The sequence below is a fragment of the Bacillus stercoris genome, from assembly GCF_029772985.1.
GTDB lineage: Bacteria > Bacillota > Bacilli > Bacillales > Bacillaceae > Bacillus > Bacillus stercoris.
The window spans coordinates 1,228,210-1,247,099 of the sequence record NZ_CP121861.1 but is presented as its reverse complement, the minus strand read 5'-3'; the positions used below and the strand labels follow the sequence as shown (position 1 = coordinate 1,247,099).

The window sequence follows — 18,890 nt, the reverse complement described above, 5'->3', positions numbered from 1 at the left end:
TCTCTATGTGAATGAGTCAGATGCTTGTCAAAAACTCACTCACTATTTTACCAAACAATCGCGGCTGTTCCACATGGACCGTATGTCCTGCCTTTGGAACAATCTCTATTCTACTAGAAGGAAGCATCTTATGCACCTCTTGATTGATGGCACAAAATTTTTCGTCCCACTCGCCGCAGATAAGGAGCACAGGAACGGCTATTTCTTCTACACGGCTCCACAAGGAAGGCTGTGAACCGGTGCCCATGCCGGTTAAACTGTTCGCAAGCCCAATCTTATTGTTCCGCAGACGGCCCGATCGTATCCTGTGCCGAATATCTTCTGCCAGCCGCTGCTGGGATGAAAACAAAGGGATGTTCTCCCAATACTCAACAAACGCTTTGATCCCGTCACGCAAAATAAAATCAGCAAGCTTCCGGTCCCGCATGATCCGCTCCCGCCGTTCCCCAAGCGTTTTGAGTCCCGGCGTTGTGCTTTCAAGCACAAGTGCTGATACCCGCTTTGGATATGTCATCGCAAAAGAGTAAGCAAGCCTTCCTCCCATAGAATACCCAATCAATTTCACTTTGTGAAGTTTTAATTGATTAAAAATCTCGGCAAGGTCAGAAACCTGCCGGCTAGTGCTGTATCTTTTCCCATTCAGCGGGGCATCGGTTTCACCATGCCCTAAACAATCAATTTTGATCAAGCGAGAATCAGGCAGCATCTCATCAAGAAAAGTCCATGATTGTTTGCTGCCAGTAAACCCGTGCAGACAGACGACGGCTTCGGAAGCATCCGGCCCGACGTCTGTCACAGCATATCGGACACCATCTGACACCGTTATGTTTACAGATCCCATTGCTTTTTCACTTCCCGCACAGCCTCGTTCAGCATATCGCGATGAAGCTGGACTCTCGATTGGCGATCTGTTTTGATTTCGATCAAATGGAGTCCGGGCTTGTCTGCCTGCGGCGCGTAATCTGTTTTGAATTCATCCCATGAAGCCGGGCATGAATACGTTCCGCCGTAAAGTGCAGCCGCATGCTTGAAATCGAGCCCAATCGGTGTGCCGAACAAATCTTCAAAGTGTGTCTTCTCAGAAGCCTGCGGCAAAAAGGAGAAAATCCCTCCGCCGTCATTATTGACAAGAATCACAGTAAGAGGAATGCCCAGTTTTTTGGCCGCGAGCAGGCCGTTTAAATCATGATAAAAAGATAAATCTCCAATCACAAGGGTAACAGGCGCTTTTGTTCCTTCACATACCCCCATCGCAGAGGAGACGACACCGTCTATTCCATTTGCGCCCCGGTTTGAATAAATCCGGAAAGGGCGTTCCTGCTTTTCAAAAAACGTATCAACATCCCTGATCGGCATGCTGTTGCCGACAAACAGCGAGCTGTTTTCAGGCACAAGATGCTGAAGGATTCGATAGAGATTGCCTTCAAACGAAACATCTTCACTGCTGATGGTTTGCAGATGCGCACGGAACCGCTCATTGACATACTGCCACTTCTCAAGCCACTCTGATGATCTGGTGGCAGCAGTAAGGCCTGCCATGATCTCCTCAGCAAAAACAGACGCATTACAATGGATCATATGCGCGCTTGCCTGTGTCGGGTCTCTCCACCCTCCATCCTCGTCAATCACGATTTGCTGAATCGCCGGATCATCCTTAAGCCATAAGAAAACCGGTTTTGAAACAGGCATCGGCCCAAACCGGATGACAACATCAGGACGAAGTTTCAGCTTCAGCTCATCATCTTTTAAAAATGAATCATACGCATCAATGACAGTGCTTTTATCATGAACACCATTCCGCAAATTAGATAGCGGATCCGCTAAAATCGGATACTGAAGCGCTTTTGACAACGCAATAATGTTTTCCTTATCCGCTTCACTATGGAGCTCTCCGCAGACGATCATTCCTTTTTCAGCCTCTGTGAGCATTTCAGCCACATCAGACAGGGATTCGCGGTCAACAGACTGCGTACCCGTTTTTACAGACACATGACGGCCTGTTCTCATTCTTCCAAACGGCTCATCCGAAAGATCCGGCATCAGCGGTTCGCGCAGCGGCACATTCACATGGACAGGCCCCATTGGTCGTTTTTGTGCTTCACCGGCAGCGCGGCTTGCCAGCGTTCGGATGTATCTCAGCATTTGCGGAGACTCTTCAGGAAGAGCAGAGTCTGTGAAAAACTTAACAAAGTTACCGAATAAGAAGTGCTGATTAATAGCCTGCGGTGCGCCTACTTCGCGCAGCTCATGAGGCCGATCAGCAGTTAACACAATAATTGGCACCCTTGAATAATGGGCTTCAACCACAGCCGGATAAAAATTGGCCGCGGCTGTTCCTGATGTGCAGATCAATAGTACGGGACGCTGCTTCGCTTTTGCCAATCCTAGTGCAAAAAACCCGGCCGATCTTTCATCAATTTGGACATGGACGCTAATATCGGGGTGCGCGGCAGCAAGAATAGCCAGCGGCGTGGATCTTGAGCCCGGACAAACGACGGCGTCCGTAATTCCGGAAAGGGCGAATTCATCAATAAAACTTCCGATGTAATGAGTAATCGGGTTGACAGTCAACGCCTCTCACCTCCTAATGCAGAGATCATCGGCTTCAATTTAATCTGCGTTTCTTCATATTCCGAGATTGGTTCCGAGTCTTCCACAATACCGCACCCGGCAAACAGCCTTGCTGTTCTGCCTTCGATCAGTCCGGAACGAATGGCTACTGCGAATTCCCCGTTATCTTGGCTGTCAATCCAGCCGATAGGGGCTGCATACCAGCCGCGATTCATCGGTTCAATCTCTCGGATCACTTCAACAGCTTTTTCCTTAGGTGCTCCCCCAAGCGCCGGAGTGGGATGCAGCTTCTCAATTAAGTCAAAAATCGAAGCAGAGTCACGCAGCTGTCCGACAATCGGCGTAAATAGGTGCTGAACGCTTTTTGTTTTATACAATACAGGTCCATCAGGCTTTTCAACCTCCGAACAGGCTGATTCAAAAGCGTTATGAATCATGCCTACGACAATATCATGCTCAATCAGGTTTTTCTCATCGTTTAATAATTCAAGCCCGATCCGGCGGTCTTCTTCTTCATTCACGCCTCGTTTAATGGAGCCTGCCAGACAAGTAGACATGACAGTGCTGCCGTCCCTTTTGATCAGTCTTTCTGGAGATGCGCCGACAAAGGTTTTGCCTCCCTGTTCAATTGCAAAAACATAACTTGTCTGCTGATCGTTCAGAAGCGTTTTAAGCACCGGTTCAATTTGGATTGGACCGTCAAACGTGAGCAGCAGCTCTCGGGCAAGAACCACTTTATCATATTGTTTCTCTCTAATTTGGTTTGTTGCCGTTTTGATTGCTTTCAGCCAATCATCCTTATCCAGCTCTTGAACTTCTGCAATCACAGCTTGATCTTCTTGCTTGAAACCGGGAATCATAAATTCCGCTGCAAAAGCTTGTAAGCCTTCCAAAACAGCCTCTGCATCTTCTTGTCCTTTTACCCATCTGTTGACTGTTAAGAACGGGCCTTCAGCAGTCATTGTCAGCATAAGCGAAGGCACAAAGAAATCCCCTTCCGAGAAATGGTCCCATTGTGTACCTCTTTCTTCGCAAGGGTCAAAAGAAAATCCTCCGAATAACACAGGTCCCACTGCAGAATGCTGCAGCTTTTCTTCTTCATAAATATGAAAAGCCGTCTTTTTAAAGCGCTCCCATTGTTCAAAAACCTCACGATACCGCTCGCTGCTTTTTTGATTTGTCTGGAAAACCGCTTCTTTGCCAAGACCGACTATTGTCAATTCACTTTCAGGATCTGACCAAAAAAATCGATTGCCTGTATATTTTTTTGCTCTGTAATTGAAAAATGATAGAGGGTCAAGAGACTCGATTTGTCTCGAATAGCTTATTAAGACAGCATGGTTGACTTCTTTGGCTTTATGTAATGCATGTAGAACTTCCTTTCGGAACGTACGCTGCACCGTTGTCACCATGAGACATTCCTCCATAATCCTTAAAATGCTTTTAATACCATACACCTGTGTCTTCTTTGTGTCAAACACAGATCGTGCAGTCCAAATGGCCTGCCTTACCTATTATAAACCTAATTTCAGAAATGAAAAAGAAACAAAGCTTAAATTTCTTTCTCCACTGGTAGCAAAGCTTGTATCCGCTTACCATAAAAGGAAAATCCCCTATATTCCTCCATCCGGCATTTATGAAAGTTCTCCGGCGATCTGTTCATACTAAAGGTATGCATCAAAGAGAAACGAGGCGATCACATTGCTTACAAAAGACAAGCTGCAGCATTTAAAAAATGAACTGGAGCAAACGAAAAAAGATATCTTAAACCGTTTCAAAGACAATGACCATTTTCAGCTCAATTCAGCCTTTCCGTATGATTCAATGGGTGAACTTTCAGCTTATGATAACCACCCCGGAGACCAAGCAACCGAACTTTACGAGCGTGAAAAAGACATCGCTCTCGATTTACATGAGCGAGAGCACCTTCGGGACATTGAGCATTCATTAAAAGCGATAGAAAACGGTACGTACGGTATTTGTGAAGTCAGCGGAAAGGAAATCCCTTACGAAAGACTTGAGGCGCTTCCGACTGCCACAACACTCGCGGAGTATTCGTCACAGGACGTGGTGTCCAAAGACCGTCCGATTGAAGAAGAAACACCTTTCGGGCAATTTGAATTTGACGATGATGAAGAAATCAGAGCGCCATATGACAGTGAAGATTCCTATCAGGATGTCGAAAAATACGGTAACTCGCAAACGCCGCAGGATATGGAAAATCCGCCGCTCAGCTACGATGATATGACGATGAACGCCGAAGAGAATATCGGCAATACGGAGTCTTACGAAAATTTCATTGCTACTGATATCACCGGCAAAGAAATTACAGTTTATCAAAGCAGGGCCCATGAGCGTTATGAGGAAGAGCTTGACGAAGAGGGAATCATGACAACATTCGGCGATCTCCACGCTGATTGAACCCCCGATTATCGGGGGTTCTTTTCCGTTTTCAGCATATCGGAAATCAGCCTCAAATAATCCTTTTGCAGGCCGATGTCATACCGCTCGCCCTCTAGCAATTTCCCGTAAACATTGCATGCCCCGAGTGAAGCTTTAATCGCATCCGTTACCTGCACTTCTCCTCCGTTATCAGCTTCTAATTCGTCCAGCTTATCAAAGATATCCGGTGTAAAAATATAACGTCCTGCTGCAGCAAAATGAGATGGCGGGTTTTGTTTAGGCTTTTCCACAATATCCTGGATGCGATAAACCCCTTTTTCAACAGGCTCCCCCTTTATCACCCCGTAATGATGTAAATCCTCCGTTTTTGTTTCTTTTAAGCCGATCACACTGGACTGATATTTCGTATACGCTTCAATCAGCTGCCCTAAAGCCGGCTGATTGGCGGAAAAAATCAGATCATCGGGCAAAACGACGGCAAAAGGTTCTCCGCCTGCAAATGGCCTTCCGTAAGAAATGGCATCACCCAAACCCTTTGCATAAGGCTGGCGCACATAGTGAATCCGTATATCTGGAATTGGATGCTCACTGAGTAAATGAAGTTTATCCCGGGAGGCCAGAAAAGCTTCGAGTGCCAAAGAGGAATCGAAGTAGTCGACAATCAGGTTTTTATGGCTCGATACAACCATCAAAATGTCCTCAATGCCTGATTCCTTTAGTTCTTCAACAATATAATGAATTACAGGCTTAGACCCTACCGGAAACATTTCTTTCGGAATCACCTTCGTCACCGGCAGATTTCTCGTGCCGAATCCTCCGGCAGGAATGATCGCTTTTTTTATCATGGTATTTTCCCCTCAGCTTATGTTTATTACATGATATTCCAAGAGCGCATCCCGATGTTTGTCCATGTGAAATTAGGCGGACGCAACTGGGCAGAAAGCGGAATCACGAACCAGCCCTTTTTTAATAGGATATTGATATATGACCAGTAATCTTGAAAAGGAGCTCAGGTGATGAAAATTTGTGTGGTTGGCGCCGGATATGTCGGTTTAACTTTATCAGCGGCACTGGCATCCATCGGGCATGACATGATATGCACAGACAAAGACGTCAAAAAAATCGAGCAGCTGAAAAATGGAGACATTCCCTTTTACGAGCCTGGGCTTTCTGATGCAGTAAACCATTGCGGCAATCTCTCGTTTTCTTCTGAAGTGAAATCGAGCATGGAGAAATGTCCCGTCATCTTTATCGCAGTCGGAACTCCACCGCGTTTGGACGGGTCAGCTGATACGAAAGCCCTGCAGTCCGTCATCAGCGATTTGAGCGAGGCGATTCGATCGTATAAAACCATTATTACGAAAAGCACTGTTCCGCCCGGGACAAATGAAAACATAGCAAAACAGCTGGTTGCCTCCGGTGTGTCTGAAAGTTTGTTTAACATCGTATCCAATCCCGAGTTTCTGCGGGAAGGTAACGCCTTATATGACATGCTGCATCCTGACAAAACGGTCATCGGTATTCAGGAAGGAGATCACGTATCGGCAGCAATCGTCAAATCTATTTACAAACACATTGACACCCCTTATATCATTACAAGCTTAGCAGGAGCAGAGCTGATCAAATATGCCAACAACTTCTTTTTAGCAGCCAAAATCTCACTCATTAACGAAATGGCCCGCTTATGTGAAGCCTATCATTCAGATATCTCGGATATTTCCCGCGCTATCGGACTAGATCCGAGAATCGGGAGGCACTTTTTGCAGGCTGGCATCGGATACGGCGGCTCTTGTTTTCCAAAGGATCTGCAGGCGCTGCAATTTGCTGCCAAGGAAAAAAACACGGAGACCTTCCTGCTTCAAGCCGTGCAGCACATTAACGACACCCAGCTCGGCCTGTATATCAAAAAAATACAGTCATTCTTCGATACACTTCAAGGCAAGAAAGCAGCTGTACTCGGCATTTCCTTCAAACCCCATACCGATGACACCAGAAATTCTCAGGCCGTCAGACTGATTGAAGGGCTGGCAGAGCTGGGATGTGATGTTCATGCATATGATCCTGAAGCTGTCCTTCCAGAACATTTGCGGCAACATGCAACTCAGCATTCTCAAGCTTTTGATGCGATAGAAGAGAGTGATTTTTTATTTTTGGCGACAGAATGGCCTGAGTTTTTAGCGTTTGATTGGAAAAAGGCTGCAGGCATCATGAAAGGGCGTCTTGTGATTGACGGACGCAACGTACTGAAAAAAGAACCGATCGAGGCTTGCGGCCTGATCTGTACGGGGGTTGGGCGCCCATGAGAATACTCGTCACAGGAGCAGCGGGATTTATCGGCTCCCACCTCTGCGAAGAATTACTGAAGGATAAGAAACATCACGTTATCGGAATTGATGACTTTATCGGTCCTACTCCATTTTCCTTAAAATTAAAAAACCTTAAAACCCTGCTGCAAGAAAAACGATTTACGTTTATAAAGGAAAATCTGCTGACAGCGGATCTTTCTCCCTTACTGGAAGGAGTAGACGTCATCTTTCATTTGGCGGCCATTCCGGGTGTCCGCTCAAGCTGGGGCAATCATTTTCACCCATATGCCGCACATAATATCCAAGCGCTACAAAGACTTCTCGAGGCATGCCGTGAACATCCTATTCAAACGTTCGTCTTTGCATCCACCTCTTCCGTCTATGGCGAAAAACAAGGAAAAGTCAGCGAGAACACGTCGCTTTCTCCTTTATCTCCGTACGGGGTAACAAAGCTTACCGGTGAAAAGCTTTGCCATGTGTATCAACAAAGCTTTGGCATTCCAATTGTGATTCTCCGTTTTTTTACCGTTTACGGACCAAGACAGCGGCCGGACATGGCTTTTCACCGGCTCATCAAGCAGCACCTTCAGCAAAAGCCGCTCACGATCTTCGGTGACGGGCAGCAGTCAAGAGATTTTACTTACATCAGCGACTGTGTCAAAGGCATCACCGCAGTTCTTGGGAAACCCCACCTTATTGGTGAAACGGTAAATATCGGCGGTGCTGAACGTGCCTCAGTCTTAAAGGTTGTCTCCCTCATTGAAGAGATTTCCGGCAAAAAAGCAACACTGCACTTTTCGGACAAAATAGCAGGGGAACCGAGCAACACGTGGGCGGATATTTCAAAAGCAAAGCAGCTCTTGCATTATGATCCTGCCACATCCTTAAAGGATGGCTTGACTAACGAAATTGCCTATTTATCGTCGCTGTATCAGGGGGAATGAAAATGAAGCTTGCCTTTATCTGTACAGAAAAGCTGCCGGCGCCCGCGGTACGCGGCGGCGCTATTCAAATGATGATTGACGGTGTCACGCCCTATTTCAGCAGCCGCTACGACCTGACCATTTTTTCAATAGAAGATCCATCGCTTCCAAAAAGAGAAACGAAAAACGGCGTACATTATATCCATCTGCCAAAAGAGCATTACCGAGAGGCGGTAGCCGAAGAGCTGCGAGCCTCTTCCTTCGACCTCATTCATGTGTTTAACAGGCCTTTAAATGTCTCTTTATATAAAAAGGCTTCACCAAACAGCAAGATCATTCTGAGCCTGCATAACGAAATGTTTTCTGAAAAAAAGATGACCTTCGCGCAAGGAAAAGAAGTACTCGACAATGTCTCCATGATCACAACTGTCAGCGAATTTATTAAACAAACCGTCATCGATCGTTTCCCTGAAGCCGAGGACATCACAAGAGTCGTGTACTCGGGCGTTGATTTACACGCTTATCCGCCCGTCTGGACGACGAAAGGCGCGGCTGTCAGAGAAACATACCGAAAAAAATACGACATTGAGGATAAAAAAGTTATTTTATTCGCCGGCCGCTTAAGCCCGACAAAAGGGCCTCACCTTCTCATCCACAGCATGAGACGGATTTTGCAGCAGCATCCTGATGCTGTACTTGTCATAGCGGGCGGGAAGTGGTTCAGCGATGACAGCGAAAATCAATATGTCACCTATCTTCGCAAGCTGGCGCTGCCGTACAGAGACCACGTGATCTTTACAAAATTCATTCCCGCAGACGACATACCAAACCTTTTTCTGATGGCAGATGTATTTGTGTGCAGCTCTCAGTGGAATGAACCGCTCGCCCGTGTGAATTATGAAGCAATGGCAGCCGGCACGCCCTTAATTACCACAAACCGGGGCGGAAACGGAGAGGTCGTAAAACACGAAGTCACCGGCCTTGTCATTGACAGCTACAACAAACCTTCTTCATTTGCAAAAGCAATTGACAGAGCCTTTACAGATCAAGAATTAATGAACAAAATGACAAAAAACGGCCGTAAGCATGTAGAAGCTTTATTTACCTTTACACATGCTGCCAAACGGCTCAATGAAGTTTACCAATCCGTTTTGACCCCGAAAAACAAACAATTCCCGCCGCCTTTTCTGACGCAAAACCTTGATTTATCATCAATCAATCAGCTTTTTGTGAAAGCAAAATCATAAACCTACAGCTCGCGTTGCAAAACGGGCTGTTTTTTGTTGCAGAGAGCTCAAAAAAAGGCATAAAAGTGACTTTATGCCTTTCGCTTTACAGCTGAAGAAAACCATGGAGCTGGTTTAGAATCACTTGGAAGAATGATGATTTCCACTCTGGCTTCCTCCGCTAAGTCTGGTTCTTCATCATCATGCTCTTCTTCCTCAAAGAGCGGCATTGAGCGTTTCGAATCACGCTCCTTCTCAGGCTCTCGAGCAGTTTCAAATTTCGTTTTTTCTTCATCATTGATGATATTGTGTTCAGTTTCCTTTTCCTTCTTTTCTTCTTGATATTCTTTCGGTGCATTGATGTGAGGAAGCTCTCGGATGCTGCCCACAGCTAAATGCTTCTCCTCTTCCTCCTTCTCAGCTGAGATTGAGTCATGAGCCTGCCACCCCATTGATCCAGGCGGTGTAAATACGAATTGGTCAAGATCCAATTTAGAAATAGAGGCTTTTTGTCTCGAAGACCTCATGTCAATTCGCCTCCCGATACGCTTTTATCTTTTTATAGAGTTCCGGCAGTTTATCCAAAAACGAATCTTTAGATTCTTCAACGGAAATCATATTTTGCAGCGCCCAGTTATACTTCTCATCTGACCACGTTTTCTTTTGCTTCAAATAATATTTATGGCCGATTGCACAGAACAAATGCGGAAACGCGAGATCAATCCAAAGTACCTCGTACTGTTTTTCTGTGAGCGGATACACTTTGTCATAGGCCGCAAGCAGTGCAACCATGAAATCAGTATCCCACACCGAAAGCTTAACCATCACTTTATTCAGCAGAATACGAAGGTCTCTTGAAGGCAAATCGTAGGTAATCGAGTGAAGCTCCTTTAAAAAGGGCTCCCCGTCGATCTCAGTCAAACGTGCCAATGTAAAATCCTGAAAACAGAATCCGCCATGCTCGAGCGTTTCTTTTGTCCAGGTTTCGTATTCTGAGTCATCAAGCGCTTGAAGTGCTTCTTTTCCTCTTGCCAGCATTTTATCAGCATGTTTTAAGAAAGTTTGCGAAAATACGTCATCAGGATAAGATGCTGCGATCTGCATATTCCCTTCAAGTTCCTGCAGCTTCCATCGGTACAATTTATGCCATTTTCCCAGCCTGCTTCTCTTCTTGCTTTCATCTGTGCAAACATATCCTTTTGACGCATGATGAAAATGGCCGGCAAACGACATGACTTTTTTCATTTGCTCTGCATCATAGTAAATCATTTCTTTTCCTGTCACTTTGTCATATAAGCTGTAAGAAACCTGATCCGTGCCCAAGCAGCTACCGCTATTTTTTGTTTGATGAATCGGCGCTATCGGCAGCCCTTTCTCTTGTAAATGGGCATGTGCCTGAGTGATAAAAAGCATCCGCTCCGGCTTCATTTGCGCTTCTTTTAGCAGCTTTGGGCCATGATCAGTTTGAACTTCCCAGATTTTGCGCCCGCTTTTGTTCGATTTCAGCGCCACATTGTCAATATGAAAAGGATAATAGCTGAGAATTTCAGACACAATCTGTTCTTCATGCTCTTTTTGGTACACTCTGTTCACCCCTTCTATCTGTTCTTTTCATAGACGCTGAGCAGATTTTCAGCCACCCTCTGCCAGCCGAAATTGCTTTCTGCCTCACGGCGGCTGTATTTCCCAAGCCGTTCCCGCTTTTCCGAGCTTCTCAGCAAATCATTGATATGTTCGGCATATTGTTTAGGATTTTCAAAGTCATGAATGATGTAGCCGTTTTTCCCTTCCTCTATGACCTCTGGATTGCCTCCCCGATTGCTTGTAATGATAGGCAGTCCCGCAGCCATCGCTTCATAATGCACCCTTGCTAAAGGTTCCTGCCATTGCGAAGAGCACACAAATACATCTGACATGGTATAAAGGCGCGGAATGTCCTTTGGCTTCACAAATTGAATAAATGTGACATGATCCTTTTGCATCGCACCAAGGGTATGAAGATGTTTGACATAGTTATTTATTTCATTATCTCCGAACCATTTGGACCCGATAAACACCATCATGACATCGGGATGCTCCTCAATGATGTCCGGCAAAGCCTGCAATAAAATGTGCGGGCCTTTGACTTTGCTAAGACGGCCGACAAATAGGACGATTTTTTTGCCGTGAAGCCCCAGCTCACTTCGCATCTCTTCGCGAGCCCGCTGTCCTTCATTCGTCCAGCGGGGATGGTACGCTTTTAAATCCACACCGGAATAAACTGTTTTTGTTTTTGATCGGGCTGACGGAAAACGGCTTGTGATCGTCTGTCCGATATAATCGCTGACCGTAACAATCTGCGCTACGGAATCGATGCAAATCTCTCCTTCTGCCTGGCTGATTTTATCGTAAGCAAACATTTCATTGTGAACGCTTAATATAAAAAGAGCGTCCGGCGCCTGTTTCTTCAATTTTGGAACCCAGCTTGGGCGATTACAAACATGCACAAGGTCAAAGCGGCTCCTTCTCAGCTCTTCTCCAACAGCTTCTTCATAACGGTCTTCATCCAAATGTACATAATGGACACCGTCTGCAGTCTCTCTATCAGCGAGATTAGGATCTTTAATAGAAAACACAGTCACCTCATGTTTTTTGGCAATTAAAGGGGCAACCGCTTCGAGGTAGATTTGAATGGCGCCTCCTCGAACCGATGGGACAGGAAGCTTCTCTGTGGCGATCAGTGCTATTTTCATACATAGCCTCCATTCCTGCATGATTTTTAACTAGTTAGAATCATGATACGGCTGATCAACCAACTTGTGCGGATTGGGACTGCCCCAAAAACAAAACGGGTAAACAACCATATTCTTCTAGTAAATATAGTCAAATATCTCAATCATTTTTTCCTTTTGATTCATAAGGTAGGAGTAAAACAGGTAAGGATGTGTCCTTTAATGGCAGAAAACCACGAAGTCATTGAGGAGGGGAATTCATCAGAGCTTCCTTTATCAGCAGAAGATGAAAAAAAATTAACGGAGCTGGCTGAAAATGTGCTTCAAGGATGGGATGTGCATGCTGAAAAAATAGACGTCATTCAGGGAAATCAGATGGCACTGGTCTGGAAGGTCCACACAGGTTCCGGCGCGGTTTGTCTGAAACGAATACACAGACCGGAAAAGAAAGCGTTATTTTCTATTTTCGCGCAGGATTATTTAGCAAAAAAAGACATGAATGTTCCTGGCATACTCCCAAACAAAAAAGGCAGCCTATATTCCAAGCACGGCTCCTTTTTATTTGTCGTATATGACTGGATCGAAGGAAGACCGTTTGAGCTGACTGTAAAGCAGGACTTGGAGTTTATCATGAAAGGCCTTGCTGATTTCCATACAGCGTCCGTCGGATATCAGCCGCCGAATGGCGTTCCCGTATTTACCAAATTAGGGCGCTGGCCGAATCACTACACGAAACGGTGCAAACAGATGGAAACGTGGAAGCTGATGGCGAGAGCGGAAAAAGAAGACCCTTTCTCACAGCTTTATCTTCAGGAGATAGACCGCTTCATTGAAGACGGCCTGCGCATCAAAGACCAGCTTTTGCAATCGGCCTATGTTCCATGGACTGAACAGCTGAAAAAAAGCCCTAACCTTTGCCACCAGGATTACGGAACCGGAAATACACTCTTAGGAGAAAATGAACAGATTTGGGTCATCGACTTAGATACCGTATCATTTGATCTGCCTATTCGTGATTTGCGCAAAATGATTATTCCGCTTTTGGATACGACGGGCGTTTGGGATGACGAGACATTTCATGTCATGCTGAACGCATACGAATCCAGAGCCCCATTAACTGAAGAACAAAAACAAGTCATGTTTATAGATATGCTGTTTCCTTATGAGCTTTACGATGTCATTCGCGAAAAATACGTCCGCAAGTCTGCTTTACCGAAGGAAGAATTAGAATCAGCTTTTGAATATGAACGCATTAAATCAAACGCATTGCAGCAGCTGATTTAAATCCATCATTTCCCCCGCATATCGGGGGTTTGATCTTTATAAGCTAAAGGGTAAGGGTAAGTATAAATGTAAAATAAATACATACGGAGGGTGCAAACATGAAAAAGATTTTCGGCGCCATAGCAGTTTTTGTGATTACATACGCGCTGTTTTCAGCCGCAGGATACCTGTTTCCTGTTGACCAAGAATGGTACAATTCATTAAAAAAACCCGAGTGGACGCCAAGCGGATCTGCGATCGGCATCATTTGGGCCATTCTGTTTGCCCTGATCTCCCTTTCAGCTGCCATTATATATGCTGCGTTTTCTTTTAAAGGTGCAAAAAGCTTTTGGTTTGCGCTTTTAATAAATTACGTGCTCAATCAGGCATTCAGCTATTTCCAGTTTACGCAAAAAAATCTGCTGGCTGCATCGATTGACTGCCTGCTTGTCGCCATTACAGCAATCGTATTACTGATCATTGCGAAAAAATACAGCAGAGCCGCAAGCTATCTTCTTTTGCCTTATTTTTTATGGAGTGCATTTGCGACGTTCTTATCCTTTACCATCGATTCAATGAATCTGTGAACAAAAAAAGCCGCTTATACAGCGGCTTTTTCATATCATCGGCTTGATGCCCCAAATGTCCTTCGCATATTCCCGGATCGTGCGGTCGCTGGAGAAATATCCAGAATGAGCAATGTTTACAATCGAACGCTCAGACCATTTCCTTCGTTCTCGATAATCAGCTTGAATTCGCTCTTGCGCATCTGCATATGAGCTGAAATCCTTCAGTACAAAATACTCATCATTATGCGGAAGCAGCGAGTCATAGATCGATTCAAACTCATCTGCTTCTCCTTCAAAAAAACCATTGATCAGCTGATCGACTACCTGCCTGATTCTCCGGTCATGCTGATAATATTCTCTCGATCTATAACCGCCGTTTTCCTGATACGATAGAACATCATCCGCTTTTAAGCCGAACGTGTAAATACAATCAGGGCCCACCCGCTCAAGGATTTCGATATTAGCGCCATCATGCGTGCCGATCGTCAAAGCGCCGTTCATCATAAACTTCATATTTCCTGTACCAGACGCTTCCTTGCTTGCGGTTGAAATTTGCTCACTTACATCTGATGCCGGAAAAATTCGCTCAGCCATAGAAACTCTATAATTTTCTAAAAAAACAACTTTGATCAGCTGTTTGACCGCCGGATCATAATTGACTTTATCTGCGACAGAATGGATCAGCTTAATGATTTTCTTGGCATAATAGTAGCTTGGTGAAGCCTTTGCCCCGAAAATAAAGGTTTGCGGGTAGATTGAAAACCCAGCGTCCTCCTTGAGGCGGTTATACAAATACATAATGTGAAGAACATTCAACAGCTGCCGTTTATATGCATGAAGCCGTTTCACCTGGACGTCGAATATGCTGTCAGGGTTCACAACCACCCCTGCCGTGCAAAAAATCAAATCGGCAAGCTCTTGTTTTTTCTTGCTTTTGTTGTTTTGAAACTGTTCAATAAATGCAGGATCAGAGGCGTACGATTCTAAATGGATCAGTGATTCCGGCTGTTTCACCCATTCATCGCCGATCGCCTCTGTAATGATGGCAGACAAGCCTGGATTCGCTTTTAACAGCCAGCGCCTGTGGGCAATCCCATTCGTCTTATTGTTAAAACGATTCGGGAACAGCAAGTGAAAGTCACGCATCTCCCTTTCCTTTAATATATCGGAATGAATTTTTGCAACACCATTTACACTGTAACTGCCTACTATGGCCAGATGAGCCATTTTGACAACACCATGCGCTGTAATCGCCATGTTCTCTATCCTTTTCCAGTCTCCCGGATACTTTTCCCAAACTGCGCGGCAAAACCTTTCATTGATCTCTTCAATAATCATATACATGCGCGGGAGCAGCGGCCTAAACAAATGAATCGGCCATTTCTCAAGCGCTTCTGACAATGTTGTATGATTCGTATAAGAGATCGTATGTACAGTGATATGCCAAGCTTCTTCCCAGCTCATGTCCTCTTCATCGAGCAAAATCCGCATCAGCTCAGGCACCGCAAGCGCAGGATGAGTGTCATTAATATGAATGCTCACTTTTTTATGCAGGCCGGATAAAGATTTATGCGTTTTTCGGTAATTGTTTACAATGCTTTTTAAGCTTGCGCATACCAAAAAATACTGCTGCTTCAGACGTAAAATTTTCCCCTCGTCATGGGTGTCATCGGGATATAAAAATTCAGAAACCGCTTCTGTTTCCCGCTTATAAGACAAAATATTACCGCCGTGATAATGCGCATAGGGCTCGGCGTTCCAAAGCCTTAACGTGTTGACAGTGCCTGTTTCATAGCCGATGATCGGGATATCATAAGGAACAGCGGTAACAATTGTCGCTTGTTCGTGGCGAAAATGCAGGCGCCCGCTTTTTTCTGTCATATGGACTTCGCCCCAAAACGGAACGTCAACTGCCTGATCCGCATTCCTTACTTCCCATACATTCCCGTTTTTCAGCCATTGCTCAGGCAGCTCCACCTGATGCCCGTCTACAATTTTTTGCTCAAACAAGCCATGCTTGTAACGGATGCCCATCCCGTGCCCCGGCAGGTTCAACGAAGCAAGAGAATCTAAAAAGCAAGCGGCCAACCGGCCAAGCCCGCCGTTGCCGAGACCAGCATCGTTCTCTATCTGAAGGATCTCCTCTAAATTGATGCCGATATCCTTTAAACCAGCTTCTACAACATCACGAACACCGAGATTCATTAAGTTTTGTTCAAGGAGCTGACCGAGCAGAAATTCGATTGATAAATAATATGTCTGCTTCCCGGAATTGGATCTGCTTTTTTCATTCGTCTTGATCCAATCTGCACTGATATACTCTCTGACCATATTGCCCAACGTTTTATATTGATCCAACTTGGCAGAATCTTTAAAGCTTTTTCCGCACGTCATTTCCAGGCGCTTTAAAAATAAATCTGCAAAGCGTTCTTTACTCGAGAACATCCCGTCCACTCCTTGTCACATGCTCGAAAATGCGCTGATACTCTTTAGCCGACTTCCCCCAGCTGTAATCTGCATTCATTGCGGTCTTCATGATGCTCTGCCATACATCCTGTTGGCGATAAAACGACAGCGCCCTTTCAATCGTAAATTTCAGGTCATGCGCATTGAAGGCGGAAAATGTAAAACCATTGCCCGTCCCCTCTTCCTCCTGATATGAACGGACAGTGTCATAAAGTCCGCCCGTTTCTCTAACAATGGGAATGGCGCCATATTGAAGAGCAATGAGCTGCCCCAAGCCGCACGGCTCAAATTTCGACGGCATCAAAAACATATCAGATCCCGCATAAATTTGGTGGGCAAGCGGCTCATCAAACCCAATATAAGCTCGGCACTTCTCATGAAAAGCAAATTCTGCATACCGGAAATAATCTTCAAATTCACGTTCTCCTGTCCCCAGCACAACCAGCTGTATGTCTTGCTCCTCAAGAAGCTCGTGCATAATTCTGCGGACAAGATCAAGCCCCTTTTGTTTAGTGAGCCTTGTCACCATACTGATCAGCGGAATATCGTTTTTCTCTGGAAGCCCCATTCGCCGCTGAAGCTTCGTTTTGTTTTCCATCTTGCATGCAAGATGTTCCGAGTCGTATTGCGCCTCTATATAAGGATCGCTTTTCGGCTGATAGAACGTATCATCAATGCCATTTAATATGCCCGTTACATCATTTTCCCTATATTGCAAAACCTGTTCCAGCTGCTCACCATAATACGGCGTCAAGATTTCATTTCTGTAAGTAGGGCTCACAGTCGTCACATGATCAGCCGCAATGATGCCCGCCTTCATAAAATTAACAAATCCGTTGCATTCTAACCTTTCATAATGAAAATGATCCATCTCAAGATCCAGCAAGTCATGTGTGACATCAGGAGGGAATATGCCTTGAAACTGTAAGTTGTGAATCGTGAGCACGCTTTTCATGCGTTCATAAAAAGGATGTTTTCTGTATTCCTCCTTCAGCAAATAATTGACCATCGCTGTATGCCAGTCGTGAGTATGAACAATATCGGCTGGAACATTCACAACTTTGGCAGCCTCCAGCACAGCTCTTGAAAAAAAGGCAAACCGCTCACCGTCATCATAATGCCCATACAACGAATCCCTGTTGAAATAGTACTCATTGTCGATGAAGTAATAATTCACATCATCCTCTGCCATATGTTCAATTCCGCAATATTGCTGCCGCCAGCCGACAGCTACCGTACACTCAGCCTGTTTTTTCATACGCTTTTTCCACGGTTCAGGTATTTGGCTGTACTTCGGCAGCATCACAGCTACTTCATTGCCTAATCGTGCAAGTGCCTTTGGCAGAGCACCTGCTACATCGGCAAGACCTCCTGATTTCACAAATGGGGTGCATTCTGACACAGCAAATAATATCTTCAAGAATTCATCAGCTCTCCTTGCACCAAACCTTTTCTTAATACAAGCGGCTGGTCAGCTGTTCCAGCAGCTTCCGTCGCCTTGCCGATTTTAACGTCCTTATCCGAAATGACCTGCTCAAGAAGACAATCCTCACCAATCTGCGTTTTTTGCATAATAATGCAGTTTTTCAGCTTCGTACCCTTTCCGACATGGACCGCCCTGAACAAAATGCAGTTTTCAACCTCTCCTTCAAGCACACAGCCGTTTGCCACCAAAGAATTTTTGACAGTGCTGTGTTTTCCGTATTTCGTCGGCGGTTCATCCTTCACTTTTGTGTAGATCGGCTGCTGCGGCAAAAACACCTGCTGCCAAAAACGAGGCTGAATGAGTTCCATACTGTGGGTATAATATTTTTCCACCGAATCAATAACAGCGGCATAACCTGAATATTCATAAGGGCAAATGGTCAAGGCGGACGATTCTTTTTCAACAGCCTCCTGAATGGTTTTATAGCCTTTTTCGCTATGTCCGTAGATCAGCTCCTTTAAAAGTGTTGTAGACATGATATAGATTTGCAGCGACTGGCCGTCCTGAAATACCTCGGTGACATCGCAGCCAACCTCCTGATGGCGTTTCAGCACATATTGAAATTGAATGTTGCATACGGTATGGCTGTTGGAGATAACCGCATATTGCTGCGTGCTTCTGTGGAAGTAATCTAGATGGTCCGAAAACTGGCGAAAGGAACCGAATTCATCGTATTCGTGATGAAGATGGGGAGACGGGAAAAAAAAGAGACCGTCCTTTTTCCGATGCAAATCCCATTCCTTACCTGCCCCAAGGTGATCCATGAGCGAACGGTAACGATACTTCGGAAAAATGGCAACACTCCTAATATCCGCATTCACCATGTTGGAAAGCATAAAATCAATCAGACGGTATCTGCCGGCAAAAGGAATCGCCCCAAGCGACCGCTGTGCTGTTAAATCCTGAAGAGAATGCTTATATGTGGTTTCATCTATAACACCTAACATTTGATTATTGAACACTGAT

At 45.2% G+C, this 18,890-nt stretch carries 16 protein-coding genes; 6 read left to right on the top strand and 10 right to left on the bottom strand.

The window, feature by feature from the left end; translation table 11 throughout:
- Positions 1-16: 16 nt before the first annotated feature.
- From menH to QA442_RS06480, 3 genes are read right to left on the bottom strand one after another with little or no spacing between them, the layout of a single operon-like run.
- A complete protein-coding gene (gene menH / locus QA442_RS06490) occupies positions 17-841 on the bottom strand; it encodes a 2-succinyl-6-hydroxy-2,4-cyclohexadiene-1-carboxylate synthase (RefSeq protein WP_095432489.1) in 825 nt (274 codons plus the stop codon).
- The gene (menD, locus tag QA442_RS06485) at positions 829-2,571 is read right to left on the bottom strand and encodes a 2-succinyl-5-enolpyruvyl-6-hydroxy-3-cyclohexene-1-carboxylic-acid synthase (protein ID WP_095432490.1); all 1,743 of its coding nucleotides are present in this window, start codon (positions 2,569-2,571) and stop codon (positions 829-831) included. The genes menH and menD overlap by 13 nt, the downstream gene beginning before the upstream one ends.
- The gene (locus QA442_RS06480) at positions 2,568-3,983 is read right to left on the bottom strand and encodes an isochorismate synthase (protein WP_095432491.1); all 1,416 of its coding nucleotides are present in this window, start codon (positions 3,981-3,983) and stop codon (positions 2,568-2,570) included. The genes menD and QA442_RS06480 overlap by 4 nt, the downstream gene beginning before the upstream one ends.
- A gap of 289 nt (positions 3,984-4,272) precedes the next feature.
- On the opposite strand from QA442_RS06480, the gene QA442_RS06475 reads away from it, so the two are divergent.
- Complete coding sequence (locus QA442_RS06475; protein ID WP_095432492.1) at positions 4,273-4,992, top strand: yteA family sporulation protein; 720 nt, start codon at positions 4,273-4,275, stop codon at positions 4,990-4,992.
- A gap of 8 nt (positions 4,993-5,000) precedes the next feature.
- Here QA442_RS06475 and QA442_RS06470 read toward each other — a convergent pair whose 3' ends face one another.
- Positions 5,001-5,819: a UTP--glucose-1-phosphate uridylyltransferase gene (locus QA442_RS06470; protein WP_095432493.1), complete on the bottom strand. Its 819-nt coding sequence runs from the start codon at positions 5,817-5,819 to the stop codon at positions 5,001-5,003.
- A 171-nt stretch (positions 5,820-5,990) separates the two neighbouring features.
- Here QA442_RS06470 and QA442_RS06465 point away from each other — a divergent pair, with 171 nt between their 5' ends.
- Genes QA442_RS06465 through QA442_RS06455 form a run of 3 tightly spaced genes read left to right on the top strand, consistent with a single transcriptional unit; the run spans position 5,991 to position 9,450 of the window.
- On the top strand, positions 5,991-7,277 hold the full coding sequence (locus QA442_RS06465) for a UDP-glucose dehydrogenase family protein (protein ID WP_095432494.1): 1,287 nt from the start codon (positions 5,991-5,993) through the stop codon (positions 7,275-7,277).
- Positions 7,274-8,224 carry an NAD-dependent epimerase/dehydratase family protein gene (locus tag QA442_RS06460; RefSeq protein WP_095432495.1) on the top strand — a complete coding sequence of 317 codons (951 nt, stop codon included), beginning with the start codon at positions 7,274-7,276 and terminating at the stop codon, positions 8,222-8,224. The genes QA442_RS06465 and QA442_RS06460 overlap by 4 nt, the downstream gene beginning before the upstream one ends.
- A 2-nt stretch (positions 8,225-8,226) precedes the next feature.
- Positions 8,227-9,450: a glycosyltransferase family 4 protein gene (locus QA442_RS06455; protein ID WP_095432496.1), complete on the top strand. Its 1,224-nt coding sequence runs from the start codon at positions 8,227-8,229 to the stop codon at positions 9,448-9,450.
- A gap of 71 nt (positions 9,451-9,521) precedes the next feature.
- Here the strand turns inward: QA442_RS06455 and QA442_RS06450 are convergent, their stop codons facing one another.
- Genes QA442_RS06450 through cotSA form a run of 3 tightly spaced genes read right to left on the bottom strand, consistent with a single transcriptional unit; the run spans position 9,522 to position 12,161 of the window.
- Positions 9,522-9,956, bottom strand: a complete 435-nt coding sequence (locus QA442_RS06450) for a hypothetical protein (RefSeq protein WP_095432497.1) — start codon at positions 9,954-9,956, stop codon at positions 9,522-9,524.
- 1 nt (position 9,957) lies between these two features.
- Positions 9,958-11,013, bottom strand: coding sequence for a spore coat putative kinase CotS (cotS, locus tag QA442_RS06445; protein WP_095432498.1), 1,056 nt, complete (start codon positions 11,011-11,013; stop codon positions 9,958-9,960).
- Between the two features lie 14 nt (positions 11,014-11,027).
- On the bottom strand, positions 11,028-12,161 hold the full coding sequence (cotSA, locus tag QA442_RS06440; RefSeq protein WP_095432499.1) for a spore coat protein CotSA: 1,134 nt from the start codon (positions 12,159-12,161) through the stop codon (positions 11,028-11,030).
- A 189-nt stretch (positions 12,162-12,350) separates the two neighbouring features.
- On the opposite strand from cotSA, the gene cotI reads away from it, so the two are divergent.
- Positions 12,351-13,424 (top strand): spore coat kinase CotI, encoded by a 1,074-nt coding sequence (cotI, locus tag QA442_RS06435; RefSeq protein ID WP_095432500.1) that lies wholly within the window; start codon positions 12,351-12,353, stop codon positions 13,422-13,424.
- Between the two features lie 98 nt (positions 13,425-13,522).
- Positions 13,523-13,990, top strand: coding sequence for a TspO/MBR family protein (locus QA442_RS06430; RefSeq protein WP_095432501.1), 468 nt, complete (start codon positions 13,523-13,525; stop codon positions 13,988-13,990).
- Between the two features lie 30 nt (positions 13,991-14,020).
- Here the strand turns inward: QA442_RS06430 and glgP are convergent, their stop codons facing one another.
- The 3 genes from glgP to glgD are packed head-to-tail and all read right to left on the bottom strand — an operon-like array spanning position 14,021 to position 18,886.
- Positions 14,021-16,417 carry a glycogen phosphorylase GlgP gene (gene glgP / locus QA442_RS06425; protein WP_069840201.1) on the bottom strand — a complete coding sequence of 799 codons (2,397 nt, stop codon included), beginning with the start codon at positions 16,415-16,417 and terminating at the stop codon, positions 14,021-14,023.
- The gene (glgA, locus tag QA442_RS06420; RefSeq protein WP_095432502.1) at positions 16,404-17,858 is read right to left on the bottom strand and encodes a glycogen synthase GlgA; all 1,455 of its coding nucleotides are present in this window, start codon (positions 17,856-17,858) and stop codon (positions 16,404-16,406) included. Before glgA ends, glgP begins: the two co-directional genes overlap by 14 nt.
- Entirely contained in the window at positions 17,855-18,886 is a 1,032-nt protein-coding gene (glgD, locus tag QA442_RS06415) for a glucose-1-phosphate adenylyltransferase subunit GlgD (RefSeq protein ID WP_095432503.1), read from the bottom strand. Before glgD ends, glgA begins: the two co-directional genes overlap by 4 nt.
- Positions 18,887-18,890 lie beyond the last annotated feature (4 nt).

What these genes read in the sequence shown, in the direction of transcription:
- menH (WP_095432489.1), bottom strand. Translation starts at nt 841, where the DNA reads ATGGGATCTGTAAACATAACGGTGTCAGATGGTGTCCGATATGCTGTG.
- QA442_RS06480 (WP_095432491.1), bottom strand. Translation starts at nt 3,983, where the DNA reads ATGGTGACAACGGTGCAGCGTACGTTCCGAAAGGAAGTTCTACATGCA.
- QA442_RS06470 (WP_095432493.1), bottom strand. Translation starts at nt 5,819, where the DNA reads ATGATAAAAAAAGCGATCATTCCTGCCGGAGGATTCGGCACGAGAAAT.
- QA442_RS06465 (WP_095432494.1), top strand. Translation starts at nt 5,991, where the DNA reads ATGAAAATTTGTGTGGTTGGCGCCGGATATGTCGGTTTAACTTTATCA.
- QA442_RS06460 (WP_095432495.1), top strand. Translation starts at nt 7,274, where the DNA reads ATGAGAATACTCGTCACAGGAGCAGCGGGATTTATCGGCTCCCACCTC.
- QA442_RS06455 (WP_095432496.1), top strand. Translation starts at nt 8,227, where the DNA reads ATGAAGCTTGCCTTTATCTGTACAGAAAAGCTGCCGGCGCCCGCGGTA.
- QA442_RS06450 (WP_095432497.1), bottom strand. Translation starts at nt 9,956, where the DNA reads ATGAGGTCTTCGAGACAAAAAGCCTCTATTTCTAAATTGGATCTTGAC.
- cotSA (WP_095432499.1), bottom strand. Translation starts at nt 12,161, where the DNA reads ATGAAAATAGCACTGATCGCCACAGAGAAGCTTCCTGTCCCATCGGTT.
- cotI (WP_095432500.1), top strand. Translation starts at nt 12,351, where the DNA reads ATGTGTCCTTTAATGGCAGAAAACCACGAAGTCATTGAGGAGGGGAAT.
- QA442_RS06430 (WP_095432501.1), top strand. Translation starts at nt 13,523, where the DNA reads ATGAAAAAGATTTTCGGCGCCATAGCAGTTTTTGTGATTACATACGCG.
- glgP (WP_069840201.1), bottom strand. Translation starts at nt 16,417, where the DNA reads ATGTTCTCGAGTAAAGAACGCTTTGCAGATTTATTTTTAAAGCGCCTG.